We start from the raw sequence: 13081 nt of genomic DNA on the forward strand, positions 1-13081 counted from the left end.
GCCCGCCGGAGCCTGGTCACAGCGGTCGTCGTCCCCTCGGTCCTGGGACTGACGCTGACCGGGGTCGTCTTCCTGGCGCTCTGGGGGGTGAGCGCCAACTCGGTGCTGCCCCCGGAACGCTACGAACGCCTGTCCGTGGGGGACTCCCGTGCGGCGGTGGAGGCCGAGCTGCCCCGGTACGCCTACCCCGCGAGCTCGGTCGACGACCCGCCTCCGCCACCGGCCGGCGCGGACGAGTGCCGCTACTTCCTGGTGACCGCGGAGAACGGACTGCCGCCGGTGTACCGCCTGTGCTTCGCGGACGGTGTGCTCGTGTCCAAGGAGGAGATCGAGCGCACGCAGTAGGCCCGGCGGCGGACTGGGGCCCTACTCTGGGCCCGTGGGAGATACGAGTGAGCGCGGCGGCACGATCCGGGTGGTCCTGGCCGACGACGAGGTGATGATGCGCGCCGGGATCGGCGCGATCCTCGCCTCGGTACCCGGGATCGAGGTGGTCGGGGAGGCCGCCGACGGCGCCGAGGCGGTGTCCCTGGTGGCGGAGCTGGCCCCGGACGTCGCCCTGTTGGACGTGCAGATGCCCGGGACCGACGGGCTCCGGGCCACCGAGGCCATCAGCGCCGAGTACCCCGGAACCGCCGTCATCATCCTCACCACGTTCTCCGAGGACGCCTACATCGCGCGCGCCCTGGCCGGGGGCGCGTCCGGGTTCGTGCTGAAGTCGGGCGACCCGAACCAGCTGGTGTCCGGGATCCGCGCGGTGGTGGAGGGCGGTGCCTACCTGTCGCCGGAGGTGGCCCGGCGGGTGATCAGCGAGCTCGACGCCACGGGCGGCCGGATGTCGCGCGCGTCAGCCGCACGGGAGCGTGCGGCGGCCCTGACCGACCGCGAACGCGAGGTGCTCGCGCTGCTGGGTGAGGGGTGCTCCAACGACGAGGTGGCCCGCCGCCTGGCCATCGCCCCGGGGACCGCGAAGGTCCACGTGCGCTCGATCCTCACCCGCCTCGACCTGCGCAACCGCGTGCAGGCGGCGATCCTCGCCTACGAGGCCGGACTCCTCGACCACCCCTGACCCCGGGCCCGGCGCCGCGCGCCGTCAGGCGCTGCTCACCGACAACTTCACCGCGAAGCCCAGGAACAGCGCGCCCGCCGCCGAGGCGGCCCCCGCCGAAAGCCGCCGACGCCGTCCGAAGGCCGCGGCCAGCCGGGTTCCGCTGAAGATCAGCACGGACAGGTACAGGAAGCTGACGAACTGGAGCAGGGAGCCCAGGAGCAGGAAGGACAGCGCCGGGTAGGCGTAGGCGGGGTCGACGAACTGCACGAAGAAGGAGATCAGGAAGAGGATCACCTTCGGGTTGAACAGGGACACCGTGAACGCCCGCCGGAAGGGCTTCTCCGCGGTCACGGGAACCTTCGTGTCGGCGGCCCGCTGGTCCTCGGCCCGCTGGTGCCGGGAGGCCCACATGGCGTACGCGGAACGCAGCATCCCGATCGCCATCCAGATCAGGTAGGCGGCTCCCGCGTACTTCACCACCGCGAAGAGCAGCGGGTGGGTCCGGAGGAGCGAGGCCGCCCCGGCCGCCGCGAGCAGCATCAGCACCGTGTCGCCGGTGAACACGCCCGCGGCCGCCTTGTACCCGGTACGGGTACCGCTGCGCGCGGCGACGGAGAGCACGTACAACGAGTTGGGCCCGGGCAGGAGGACGATCAGAACGAGCCCTGCCAGGTAGGTCGGCAGGTCAGTGATACCGAGCATGAGCGGAGTGTTTCATCCGGCGATCGGGTACCGACACCCCGGCCGCCCTTCTGTGACCAACGCCCCGGCCACCGGGTCTCCCGCCCGCTGCCCCTTCGTCGTCCCGGCCGCCTACCCCTTTGTGACTAGCCGCCCGCTGCCGCTCAGGTGATGTGCCCGGGGGCGCCGACAGCACAGGATTCGGGCATGGTCACACCGCACCGATCCCGCCGACTGCTCGCCCACACCACCGCCGCCCTGGTCCTGGCGGCTTCCTTCGCCGTGCCCGCCGCCTACTCGGCCGCCACCACGGGAGACCCCACGGTCCTGTCCCCGCCCGAGCCCACCGGCCCGCACGCGGTCGGCCGGACGGAGGTCCACCTGGTCGACCCCTCCCGGGGCCACCCGTGGATGGAGGGCGCGGACGAGCGCGACCTCATGGTCGACCTCTGGTATCCGGCGGAGCCCGCTCCCGACGCCGAACCCGCCCCCTACCTCTCCCCGTCCGCCGCCTCCGCGCTCAGCCGCGGCCTGGACAAGGCGGGGGTGCCGCGCGGCGCCGTGGACGCTGAGGCCGCCACGGCCAACGCCTTCCCCGACGCGCCCGTCACCGGGGGGCCGGACCGGCTCCCCGTCATCCTGTACTCGCCCGGGTTCGGTGAGTCCCGGTCCACGAACGCGGTGCTCCTCGAGGAGCTGGCCTCGCACGGCTACCTGGTGGTCGCCGTGGACCACGTGTACGAGACCCCGGCCGTGGACCTGCCCGACGGCCGGGTGCTCCGGCTGAACTTCCCCGACAAGGAGACCGACACCTATCGGGAGGCCATCGCCGTCCGGACCCTGGACACCCGCTTCGTCCTGGACTCCCTGACCGGGGGCGCGCTCCTGCCCCCGTACCTGGAGGAGGCCGCCGACACCGGCACCGTGGGGATGTTCGGGCACTCCGCGGGCGGCCTGACCACGGCCGAGACCATGCTGGTGGACGACCGGATCGCCGCCGGGGCGAACCTGGACGGGAGTACGGCCTACCACGTGAGCGACGAGGCGTGGGCGGACGTGACCACGCGCGGGGTGGAGCGCCCGTTCCTGTACTTCGGCGCCGGGCTGTCCGGGGCGGACCTTCCGCACACCAGCCGCCACCACCGGGACCTCCAGTTGTTCCGGGAGGCCTCGACCGGCCCGTTCCTGGAGCTGTACATGGCGGACGGGGAGCACCGGTCGTTCTCCGACGACCAGTGGGCGCTGCCCGTGCTCGAGGCCGAGCACGGCCTCTCCGGCCGCTCCTGGGAGCAGAGGACCGCGCAGGGGATCGGCCAGGTCGACCCCGAGGCCTCGATCGCCGCGCAGCGCGCGTACCTGCTGGCCTTCTTCGACGCGAACCTGCGCGGGACGGAGGAGCCCCTGCTGGAGGGCCCCTCCCCCGAGCACCCGGTCGTCGAGTTCGTCGACTGACCCGCCTACCGGGACCGGGCCGGGGCCGGTCCGGGACCGCCGGACACGGCAGGGCCGGAGCGGCACGCCCCCGTGGCGACCGCTCCGGCCCGTTCCCGTCCTCCGCCCTTCAGCCCGTCTCCCGCGCCGAACGCGCTCCCGGCTCCGCCCTCGGTGCCGTCACACGTCGCGCAGGCGCAGCTCGGTCCACGCGACCAGGAGTGCCGCCACCGTCCACCCCGCCACCACGACGACGTTGATCGGCCCGTCGAACGGCGCGGTGTAGAAACCGGCGTCACCGGCGGCGTAGAACTCGATCCCGGCGGCCCCCGGGGTGAACGCCGCGAGGTCGTCGACCAGCTGGACCCCGGACATGATCATCACCATCGGCAGCCCCAGGAGCAGCAGGAACCCCGCCATGACGGTGCTCGCGGTCCCCCGCAGCGCCGTCCCGACGCCCACGAACATCGCCGCGAACAGCGCCATGCACGCCCCGGCGCCGAGCACGGTGACGGCGACCTCCGCGACCGGGAAGGTCACGTGGGAGGCCAGCAGCGCGGCCAGTACCCCGGTCCCGACCAGCCCCGCGGCCACCGACGCGCAGAACGCCAGTCCGGCGGTGACCAGGACGCGCGCGACCAGCACCGTGGTGCGGTCCGGATTCCACACCAGGGTTCCCGTCACGCTCCGGTTGGCGAACTCGCCGGTCGACACCAGCGCCGCGAGCACCAGCACGGTGAACTGCACCAGGTAGAAGTAGCCCTGTGAGGTGAGCTGGGCGAACTTCACCCCGTCGCTCGCGATCGGGTTCTCGTGGACCCGGCTCAGCTGCGACCAGCCCATCATCGCGGCGAACAGGGTCATGCCGACCACCGCCGCCGCCACGCACCACCAGGTGGAGCGCAGCGAGGACACCCGGACCCACTCCGCGGCGAGCTCGCGCCCCAGCCGCGCCGTCCGCGTCACCCGGGCACCGTCCGGACCCCGCGGCGCCGCCACGCGCCGGATGCCCGCACCAGCCGCCCCCTCGGTCGTCTCCGTCCCCTTCACGACTCCACCTCCTCGGCCGTGCGGCCCGCGCCGTCGGCCCCCGTCCGCACCGCCGTAACGGGTGCGGTACGCGCCCCGTACTCCACCGACTCACCGGTCAGCTCCAGGTAGGCCTGTTCCAGTGAGGCCTGTTCCAGCCGCAGCCCGTGCACCCGGACCCCCTCCTCATAAGCCCGGTCACCGACCTCCTCGACACCCGGTCCGAACACCCGGAGCTCCTCTCCGGCGGAGTCCCCTCCGGTTCCGGTCTCGATCCGGACCCCCTCCCGGGCCAGTCGGGCGCGCAACCGTCCCGCGTCCGGGCTGCGCAGGACCACGTGGGTGCGGGACCACGCCGAGATCACCTCGCTGATCGGGGCGTCGGCGATCAGCCGCCCCCGCCCGACCACGACCAGGTGGTCGGCGACCTGCCCCATCTCGCTCATCAGGTGGCTGGAGACCAGCACGGTGCGCCCCTCGTCGGCCAGCCGGCGGGTGAGGTCGCGCATCCACCGGACCCCGTCCAGGTCCAGGCCGTTCACGGGCTCGTCGAAGAGCAGCACACCCGGGTCGGCGAGGAGAGCGTCCGCGACCCCGAGGCGCTGCCGCATGCCGAGCGAGTAACTGCCCGATCTCCTGTCGGCGACCTCGGACAGCCCGACCTCGGCCAGGACCTCGTCGACCCGGTTCCGGGGCAGTCCGCACACGTGGGCCTTGGCCCGCAGGTGTGCCCGGGCGGTTCGGCCGGGGTGCGCGGCCGCCACGTCCAGGAGGGCGCCCACCTCCCGTGCGGGCCAGGCCAGGTCCTCGTAGGGGCGTCCGTTGACCAGGGCCGCCCCGGAGGTGGGCCGGGTCAGCCCGACGAACATCCTCATGGTCGTGGACTTGCCCGCGCCGTTGGGCCCCAGGAAACCGGTCACCCGGCCGGGGGCGACGGTGACCGAGAGTTCTTCGACGGCGGTGCGCGGTCCGTAGCGTTTGGTGAGTTCGCGTGCGATGAGCACGGCGGGGTCCCTTCGTGGTGGGGTCTCGTGCTTCGGAGAACCCCACGCTAGGAACCGGCCCCGCACCGCCGCATCGGCGTTTCGGCAGCACCCCTCTACCCACTTGTGCCTATGCCGCCGGCCGAGCGGTCGGACTGTTCGCCCTGCCACGGCCCGGCACCGGCGGACGACCCGCTGAACCAGGTCCCGTCAGCGGGCGTCGAGGAAGACCGGCGGGCAGGGCCCCGGCTCGGGCAGCTCCCAAGAAGGGTCGGGGCGAAAGTCCTGGAACGTACCGTCGAAGGGGAAGCGCCCGGCCTCCGCCAGAGCCGCGACCCGCGCTCCCTCCTCGCGGATCCGCACCGCCTCCTCCGCCGTCCAGTGCCCTTCCGTCCCGGTCTTGGCCTCGAAGGAGGCTTCGTCCTTCCACCTCCAGGTGCGGTCCGGCTCGACCCACACGTCGAGTTCGTGGTCGATCAGGTCCATGGCCCTCCCGGGCGGACGGCCCGTCCCGCCTTCGGTGCCCTGTCCCCGTCCGCCCTCGATCACGCGTTCCCGTCTGGCCTCGAGGTTCACGTACCACCAGCCGAACCCCATGTCCGTGTCGAAGGCCCACCAGACCGCGTGCCGGGCGCCGTGGGGTTCGAGGATGAGGGAGTGCCCCCGCCACCAGCGTTCCGCACGCATCGGGTATCCCCCTGGCGGCCGTTCCGCGACGGGCACGTCCCGCAGGTGGCGGCCCTCGGGCAGGTCCACGGCCCAGCCGGGCGACCCGTTCGGCAGCCAGGCCAGGATCCCGCGCTCGTCGTCGGCCACCACCCGGGCCCTCACCGCCAGGCTCAGGTGCCCGCCCAGATACAGGGCCCGATCGATCACGTCCGCCGGCCGCATGCCCTTCCCCAATGCCTGAACCCCCCTAAAACCCGTGGATACGCCCGTACCCGGAGCCGTACGCTCGCGCCAGGCCCCGACACCGGAACCCCCTGAAAACGGGGACTTCCCGGTGCCGGGTCCTGGCGGCAGGCCGTACCCACGGTCCGACAGGCATGCGCGCACCGCCCCGAATGGTCGCCCCGACGATCGCAGAGAGGAACGACACCATGGCCACCACCCAGCTGAACCTGGCCGCGGTCCGCAACATCGGGATCATGGCCCACATCGACGCGGGCAAGACCACCACCACCGAGCGCATCCTGTACTACACCGGTGTCTCCCACAAGGTCGGCGAGGTCCACGACGGCACCACCGCCATGGACTACCTGCCGGAGGAGCGCGAGCACGGCATCACCATCACCTCGGCCGCCACCACCTGTGTGTGGGCGTTGGACGGGGTCGCGCACACGGTGAACATCATCGACACCCCGGGACACATCGACTTCACCGCCGAGGTGGAGCGCTGCCTGCGGGTGCTCGACGGCGCGGTCGCCGTGTTCGACGGCGTGGCCGGTGTGGAGCCGCAGTCCGAGACGGTGTGGCGCCAGGCCGACCGGTACGGCCTGCCCCGGATCTGCTTCGTGAACAAGCTGGACCGGGTGGGCGCGGACTTCGCGCGCTGCGTGGACATGATCGCCGAACGCCTGGGCGCGACACCGCTGGTGCTCCAGCTGCCCATCGGTGCCGAGGCGGGCTTCCGCGGTGTGGTCGACCTGCTCCGGATGCGGGCCCTGGTCTGGCCCGCCGACACCGCCCCGGGCGAGGCCTACGACGACGTGGCCGTGCCCGAGGAGCTGGTGGAGCAGGCCCTCCACTGGCGTGAGCGCCTGCTGGAGACCCTGGCCGAACGCGACGTGCAGCTCATGGACTTCTATCTCCGGGACATCGAACCCACGGAGGAGCAGATCCACCAGGTCGTGCTCGTGCTCACCGCCGGTGCCATCGGCGAGACCGTGACGCCCGTGCTGTGCGGGACCGCGTTCAAGAACAAGGGTGTGCAGCCGCTGCTCGACGCCGTGGTTCGCTACCTGCCGTCCCCGCTGGACGTCCTGCCCGCCGAGGGACACGTCCCGGGCGACCCCGCCGCCGTGGTCATCCGCGACACGTCCGACGACGTCCCGACCTCCGCCCTGGCCTTCAAGGTCATGAGCGATCCCCACCTGGGTAAGCTCACGTTCCTGCGGGTCTACTCCGGGCGGATCCGTACGGGCGCCCCGCTGCTCAACGCCGCCAAGGGACACAAGGAGAGGATCGGCAAGATCTACCGCATGCACGCCGACCAGCGCGAGGAGATCGCGTCGGCGGGTGCCGGTGACATCGTCGCCGTCATGGGTCTGAAGCGGACCACCACCGGAGAGACCCTGTGCGATCCGGCGGCGCCCGTGCTGCTGGAGTCCGTGGAGTTCCCGGACCCGGTCATCCAGGTGTCCGTCGAACCGCGCTCGCGGGGCGACCAGGAGAAGCTGGCCACCGCCCTGCAGCGGTTGGCGGAGGAGGACCCCTCCTTCCGGGTGCGCACCGACGCCGAGACCGGGCAGACCGTCCTCGGCGGTATGGGTGAGCTGCATCTGGAGGTCCTGACGCACCGGATGCGGCGCGAGTTCGGTGTGGCGGCGAACGTGGGCCGGCCGCAGGTCGCGTACCGGGAGACCCTCCGGCGTGCGGCCGAGGTCGAGTACACGCACCGGAAGCAGACCGGTGGCAAGGGCCAGTTCGCCCGGGTGCGGATCCGTGTGGAACCGCTGCCCGGGGGCGGGGACCACGAGTTCGTGGACCGGGTGACCGGCGGCCGGGTGCCGCGTGAGTTCGTCCCGTCCGTGGACGAGGGCTGCAGGCAGGCGATGCGGCTCGGCGCCCTGGCCGGGTACGGGCTGACCGGCGTGCGGGTGACGCTGCTGGACGGGTCGGCCCACTCCGAGGACTCCTCGGAGCTGGCCTTCCGGACGGCCGCGTTCCAGGCGTTCCGGGAGGCGGCGGCACAGGCGTCCCCGGTGCTGTTGGAACCGGTGATGGACGTGGAGGTGACCACGCCCGAGGATCACATGGGCGACGTGATCGGCGACCTCAACGCCCGCCGCGGCCGGGTTCGGTCGATGGTGGACCGGTACGGGGCCAAGGCGGTGTCGGCGCTGGTGCCGCTGACGGAGATGTTCGGCTACGTGGGCGACCTGCGCGGCCGCACGTCCGGGCGGGCCGACTACACGATGCGGTTCGACTCCTACGCCGAGGTGCCGGAGTCGGTCGCGGCGGCCGTGGTCGCCCAGGCCTGACCGACCGGCGTGCCCGGACGGGTGAGCGGGCGAGGCGGAGCCCTCGGCGACGAGGGCTCCGTCCGGGCCGCTCAGCGCGGTTCGGGCGGGCCAGTCGCCTCCGGACCGTCGGCGTCCGGGCCCCGGGCCCCCTGGTGGCCGGCCCCCTGTTCGCCGGTTCTCCGGCCACCGGGTTCCGGAGCCTCTGCTCCAGGGCCGGTGGTCCCGGGGCCGACGGTCCCGGTGGGTTCCGAGGAGGCCGGCTCGTCCAGGGTGACCAGGTCCAGGAGCTGGCGGGCCTCCGAGAGGGCTTCGGCCAGCTCCGTGCGCCCGGACTCGGCCATCTCGAAGAACCCGCTCTCCAGCCACCCCCGGGTCGTTGCCAGCCAGGCGACCACCCGGTCGTCGCGTGCCCGGGGCGCGGTGTGCGCGACCTCGCTGACCAGGTCGGCCAGTGCCCACAGCGCCTGCGGGGTGTCCCTGCCCCACCAGGAATCCAGGTAGGGGCCGAGGTCGTCCCCGGCCTCCGCGAGGGTCCCGAGCGGTGCGTCGGCACGGTCCTCTCCGGAGAGTCCGTGCTCCCACCAGACGGCCAGGCAGGCGCGGAGCGCTTCGCGTTCGTCCTCGGGCCACTCCGTCCACCCGGCCTGGCGGAGTTTGGCGAAGAGCCCGTGGAGGTCGCCGTCACCGCGGAGGGCGAGTTCGAGGAGCCGGGGCAAAAAGTGGCGCAGGTCGTCCACGTCGCCCCACGTGTTCAGGGCCTTGTGGGCGAAACGGCGCAGCCGCTCGGCGTCGAGTTCCCTCAGCGGCGCTCCGAGCAGGTCCTGGTGGTCGTTCTCGGTGACGCAGTGCCGACACCCCTCCACCCTCGCGGGTCGGGGGTAGCGCGCGAACACCCGGTAGACGTCCTCGATCTCGCTCTGCACGCACCCAGGATGGCCCAACCGCACCGGTCACCGCTATGGGGCACGGCGGATGTCCTGGGCCACGGGGCTTTCGGGAGTCCCAGGGGCCCCCAGGGCCCCATCAGCATCAGCGGAACGTCCTCCGAGGGCGTTGCCGTCCGCGAGCTCAGCCCATGCAGTCGCAGTGCGGGACGACCACGTTGAGCACGGTCGCCAGCACCGTCAGGGCCAGGGGAAGCACCACGATCAGCGCCGCGGCGGTGTGGGCGGCCCACCCGGCCGGGGGTTCGGGCGGCTGGACCTGGCGGCGCACCCGCCGCACCGGGCAGGCGCCCGCCGCGGACAGGGCCGGGTCGGGGCCGCGTACCCCCGAGGCCGCCATGATCCCCAGCGCGTGGGCCAGCGCGTGCGGTCCGGTCTCCCGCGCCGCACGGTCGTCGGCGGCCCACTCCACGAGCTCGGGGACCTCCGCGGCGGCGGCACGGAGCAGCGGCACCCCGGGGAAGGCGGTGTCGAGCAGCCGTGCCCAGGTGACCAGGAGGTGGTGGCGCCCCCTCAGGTGGGCCCGTTCGTGGGCGAGGACCGCGCGCAGTTCGGGGCCGGTCAGCCGGTCGAGGGCGCCTCGGGTCACGACGATGCCGAACCTCCGGCCGGGCATGCAGTAGGCGGCGGGTTCGGGGCGGTCCAGCAGCCAGACCCGGTCCAGGTGCAGGGTGCGTCGGCGCCCGCCGGCCGCCAGCGCCCGGCCGTGCTCGCGGGACCAGACCCGTCGTGCCCGGCTGCGGCGGGCCGCGGCCCAGGAGAGCCGGGCCAGTCCCGCGGCGCCGAGGAGTCCCGCGGCCACGACCCCGCTCTCCGCACCGTTCTCGTGCACGGCCTGGAAGAGGTCGACGCAGGCGGCGATGAGCGACTTCACGCCGGGCCCCATCACCCGTGTGACCAGGGTGGCGAGCAGGGCGGCGCAGGCGAGCAGCCATGTGGCGGTGGCCAGGGTCCACAGCGCGAGCATCGCCCGGGCGCTGGCGCCCAGGTTCGTCTGGAACCCGCGCAGCGCCCGGGGCCCCGCCACGCTCCACAGCAGCACGGCGACCAGCGCCAGTCCCGACCAGGTCATGTGTCCTTACCTTTCCGTCCTGTGCGGCGTCCGCTCCGGTGGGGCCTCGAAGGTGTTCCACGAAGGCGGCGGGTCCGGGGCGGGTCCGGGGCGGGCCCGGGCCGTGGGCGCGTGGTCCGGCGTCGGTTCCGCGCCCTCCGGGAGAGGACGCGCGGCAGTCGGCCCTAGGTGGCGGTGTCCGCGCCGGAGCCGGCTGTGGCGGTTCGGGCCGCGCGCGGTCCGTCGCCGTTCGAGGGATGCGCGCTCACGGGGAGTCCTCGTGCCGGGGGATGTCGGCGAGCAGTTCCCGGAGGACGTCGAGGTTCTGCGGGTCCATGCGGTCCACGAACCGCAGCAGGGCCACCTGCGGGTCTCCGCTGTCGTCCAGGGCACCCTGCATGCGGTCGGCGGCGTGCGAGGCGCGGTCGCGCAGCGCACGGTAGAACCACAGGCGGCCCGTGCGTTCCCGGTCGGCCCACTCCTTGCGCCGCAGGTTCTCCAGCACCGTGGAGATGGTGGTGTAGGCCGGTTCGCGGTCGGCCAGCGCCTCGACCACCTCGCGCACGCTCATCGGCCGCCCGGCGGCCCACAGGACGCCCATCACCTCGGACTCCAGTGACCCGAGTCCCGGAACCGTGTTACTCACTGGACCACCGTTCGTCATGCGCTTCTCCTTCCAAGGATAGGTAACTACGTACACCTCTCAGCGCTCTCCGGCGCCGGGCCGCCGGGCCACGGCCACCGCGAGGGTCGCGAGCCGTACGCCGGGTACCGCGGCGGCCGATCCGACGCGCACCGCCGTCACTCCCCGGCCGCGGCGAGGGCGGCGTCCACGCTCCGGACGAACACGTCCAGGGGCTGCGCGCCCATGACGGGATCACCGTTGATGATGAAGGCGGGGGTGGCGCTCACACCGATCTGCTGTCCCTCGACGAAGTCGTGGCCGACCTCGATGCCGCTGCGCTCGGAGCCCAGATCCTCCTGGAAGCGGTCCGTGTCGAGCCCGAGGTCCGCGACGATCTCGTCGAGGACGGAGTCCGGGTCGGCGGCGGACTTGAGTTCGTCCTGCCGGTCGAACACCGCTTCCTGGTACTCCCAGAAGGCGTCCTGCTCACCCGCGGCGACCGCTCCGACCGACAGCGTCTGGGACAGTTCTCCCAGGTAGGGGAACTCCCGCCACTCGATCCGCAGGTCGCCGGAGTCCACGTAGCGCTCGACCAGCTCGGGCTGGGTCTCCTGGGCCCAGGTGGCGCAGTAGGGGCAGGCGAAGTCGGAGTAGGCGACCAGGACCACGGGGGCGTCCGCGCTGCCCAGGGCCATCGGGTCGTCGTCGGTGCGGCGGGCCAGGGCCTGGCCCCACTCGCGCTGCTCGGCGTCGACGTGGTCGACCACCGACGCGGTGTCGGGGGTCTGCCGGTCCGGTCCGCTGCCCTCCGTCCGCAGGCCCACGACCACAGCGACCGCCAGGGCCACGAGGACCGCCCCGCCCAGCAACAGCGGGGAGACACCTCCGCGCCCGGTGTTCCTCGACTTCGCGGACCCCTTGGGCTCCGCGCCCGTCGACCCCTCGTCCTTCGGCATACTTCTCCCAGCCCCCGTTTTCTATGGCAGATAGAGCTTATTCTACGCACGATAGAAATAGATGGAGGCGTGCCGGTGCGCCACGGTGCGCGACGGGGGCACACCGGGCGGCCGCGAAGGACGGGGCCACCCGGCCACGATCCCATCCCCGGCCCGCCGCCGCGAGCCGACCTGCCCGCGGAGTGGGAAGGACCGCGGCCGGCGGGAGAGCCCTCGCCCGCCGGGGTGCGTGCCCACCGGGGTGCGTGCCCGCCGAACAGCACGTCTAGGCGGCGGGATCGCGTTCCTCCTCCCCGGTCCGCGCCTCCCGGCCGCGCGCCCTGGCCCGGGCCAGGAGGGTTCCCCCGACCACGAGCGAGACCGTGATCACCAGAGCGGCGACGGCCACCGCGTCGGTGGCGCCCCCGAGGCGGGACAGGGGCTCCTGTGCGCTGAGTGCGAGCTCCTCCATCCACCCCATGCCCGGGAGTGCGGTGATCGAGGCGGTGCCGTCGAAGACCAGGAAGAAGACGCCGATGAGGATGAACAGGGTGCCCGACACCAGGGCCGTCGTGTGCGTGCGCACCGGTCCGATCTCCAGGCTGCGCCCCCGGAGCCAGCCCTTGCGGCCGAGGTCGAACCGGTCCCACAGCAGCGCCATGAGGAACATGGGCAGCGCCATCCCCAGGCCGTAGGCGGCCATGAGCAGCATGCCGCGGACCGGCGTCCCGGTGGCGGCCACCGTGAGGACCCCGCCGAGGATGGGGCCGGAACAGAAACCGGCGAGCCCGTAGACGGACCCCAGGCCCAGCACGGAGAGGTTGCCCCGGCCCCCGGCGAACCTGCCCTGGGCCCGTGAGAACACTCCGAAGGAGAAGCCGAGCCCCAGGACCTGCGCGATCCCGAAGACGATGATGAGGCTTCCGGCCACGGTGATGAGGAGTTCCCGGTGGCCGTAGAACAGGACGCTCACCAGGGCCGAGCCCGCTCCGAGCGGCACCAGGGTGAGGCACAGCCCGAAGTAGAAGACCGCGGTCCGCAGCAGGAGGCGGCCCGCGTCCCGGAAGGCGTAGGCGAAGAAGGAGGGCAGGAGGAGGGCGCTGCAGGGACTCAGCAGTGCCAGGAGCCCTCCGATGACGGCCGCGACGAAACCGATGTCCATCAGC

At 73.0% G+C, this 13081-nt stretch carries 12 protein-coding genes and 1 pseudogene; 4 read left to right on the forward strand and 9 right to left on the reverse strand.

The features are described 5' to 3' along the window. A pseudogene (locus D458_RS36685) lies at positions 1–345 on the forward strand (two-component sensor histidine kinase); the annotation flags it as partial. Between the two features lie 34 nt (positions 346–379). After that, entirely contained in the window at positions 380–1069 is a 690-nt protein-coding gene (locus D458_RS0105375; protein ID WP_275042277.1) for a response regulator transcription factor, read from the forward strand. Between the two features lie 24 nt (positions 1070–1093). On the opposite strand, the gene leuE is transcribed toward D458_RS0105375, so the two are convergent. After that, complete coding sequence (gene leuE, locus D458_RS0105380) at positions 1094–1753, reverse strand: leucine efflux protein LeuE (RefSeq protein ID WP_017585700.1); 660 nt, start codon at positions 1751–1753, stop codon at positions 1094–1096. A 186-nt stretch (positions 1754–1939) separates the two neighbouring features. On the opposite strand from leuE, the gene D458_RS0105385 reads away from it, so the two are divergent. Continuing rightward, positions 1940–3184, forward strand: a complete 1245-nt coding sequence (locus D458_RS0105385; protein ID WP_017585701.1) for an alpha/beta hydrolase family protein — start codon at positions 1940–1942, stop codon at positions 3182–3184. A gap of 159 nt (positions 3185–3343) precedes the next feature. Here D458_RS0105385 and D458_RS0105390 read toward each other — a convergent pair whose 3' ends face one another. The 3 genes from D458_RS0105390 to D458_RS33000 form a co-directional block, all read right to left on the reverse strand. Further along, positions 3344–4213 (reverse strand): ABC transporter permease, encoded by an 870-nt coding sequence (locus D458_RS0105390; protein WP_017585702.1) that lies wholly within the window; start codon positions 4211–4213, stop codon positions 3344–3346. Beyond that, complete coding sequence (locus tag D458_RS0105395; protein WP_017585703.1) at positions 4210–5196, reverse strand: ATP-binding cassette domain-containing protein; 987 nt, start codon at positions 5194–5196, stop codon at positions 4210–4212. The genes D458_RS0105390 and D458_RS0105395 overlap by 4 nt, the downstream gene beginning before the upstream one ends. Before the next feature lie 189 nt (positions 5197–5385). Beyond that, entirely contained in the window at positions 5386–6066 is a 681-nt protein-coding gene (locus D458_RS33000) for a DUF402 domain-containing protein (protein ID WP_017585704.1), read from the reverse strand. Between the two features lie 209 nt (positions 6067–6275). Between D458_RS33000 and fusA the strand changes: the two genes are divergently transcribed. Then, a complete protein-coding gene (gene fusA / locus D458_RS0105405) occupies positions 6276–8378 on the forward strand; it encodes an elongation factor G (RefSeq protein WP_017585705.1) in 2103 nt (700 codons plus the stop codon). A gap of 71 nt (positions 8379–8449) precedes the next feature. On the opposite strand, the gene D458_RS0105410 is transcribed toward fusA, so the two are convergent. The 5 genes from D458_RS0105410 to D458_RS0105430 form a co-directional block, all read right to left on the reverse strand. Beyond that, the gene (locus D458_RS0105410) at positions 8450–9283 is read right to left on the reverse strand and encodes a hypothetical protein (protein WP_017585706.1); all 834 of its coding nucleotides are present in this window, start codon (positions 9281–9283) and stop codon (positions 8450–8452) included. 145 nt (positions 9284–9428) lie between these two features. Next, positions 9429–10376 carry a M56 family metallopeptidase gene (locus D458_RS0105415; RefSeq protein ID WP_017585707.1) on the reverse strand — a complete coding sequence of 316 codons (948 nt, stop codon included), beginning with the start codon at positions 10374–10376 and terminating at the stop codon, positions 9429–9431. A gap of 244 nt (positions 10377–10620) precedes the next feature. Continuing rightward, the gene (locus tag D458_RS0105420) at positions 10621–11001 is read right to left on the reverse strand and encodes a BlaI/MecI/CopY family transcriptional regulator (RefSeq protein ID WP_017585708.1); all 381 of its coding nucleotides are present in this window, start codon (positions 10999–11001) and stop codon (positions 10621–10623) included. A 155-nt stretch (positions 11002–11156) separates the two neighbouring features. Then, entirely contained in the window at positions 11157–11936 is a 780-nt protein-coding gene (locus D458_RS0105425) for a DsbA family protein (RefSeq protein WP_017585709.1), read from the reverse strand. A gap of 265 nt (positions 11937–12201) precedes the next feature. Beyond that, on the reverse strand, positions 12202–13077 hold the full coding sequence (locus tag D458_RS0105430; RefSeq protein ID WP_017585710.1) for a cytochrome c biogenesis CcdA family protein: 876 nt from the start codon (positions 13075–13077) through the stop codon (positions 12202–12204). Positions 13078–13081: the final 4 nt, after the last annotated feature.

Source organism: Nocardiopsis ganjiahuensis DSM 45031 (assembly GCF_000341085.1).
Classification (GTDB): Bacteria; Actinomycetota; Actinomycetes; order Streptosporangiales; family Streptosporangiaceae; genus Nocardiopsis; species Nocardiopsis ganjiahuensis.

Excerpts from the sequence above, each read along its gene's own strand:
- D458_RS33000 (WP_017585704.1), bottom strand. The coding sequence starts at position 6,066 with ATGCGGCCGGCGGACGTGATCGATCGGGCCCTGTATCTGGGCGGGCAC.
- D458_RS0105425 (WP_017585709.1), bottom strand. The coding sequence starts at position 11,936 with ATGCCGAAGGACGAGGGGTCGACGGGCGCGGAGCCCAAGGGGTCCGCG.
- D458_RS0105415 (WP_017585707.1), bottom strand. The coding sequence starts at position 10,376 with ATGACCTGGTCGGGACTGGCGCTGGTCGCCGTGCTGCTGTGGAGCGTG.
- fusA (WP_017585705.1), top strand. The coding sequence starts at position 6,276 with ATGGCCACCACCCAGCTGAACCTGGCCGCGGTCCGCAACATCGGGATC.
- D458_RS0105430 (WP_017585710.1), bottom strand. The coding sequence starts at position 13,077 with ATGGACATCGGTTTCGTCGCGGCCGTCATCGGAGGGCTCCTGGCACTG.
- leuE (WP_017585700.1), bottom strand. The coding sequence starts at position 1,753 with ATGCTCGGTATCACTGACCTGCCGACCTACCTGGCAGGGCTCGTTCTG.
- D458_RS0105385 (WP_017585701.1), top strand. The coding sequence starts at position 1,940 with ATGGTCACACCGCACCGATCCCGCCGACTGCTCGCCCACACCACCGCC.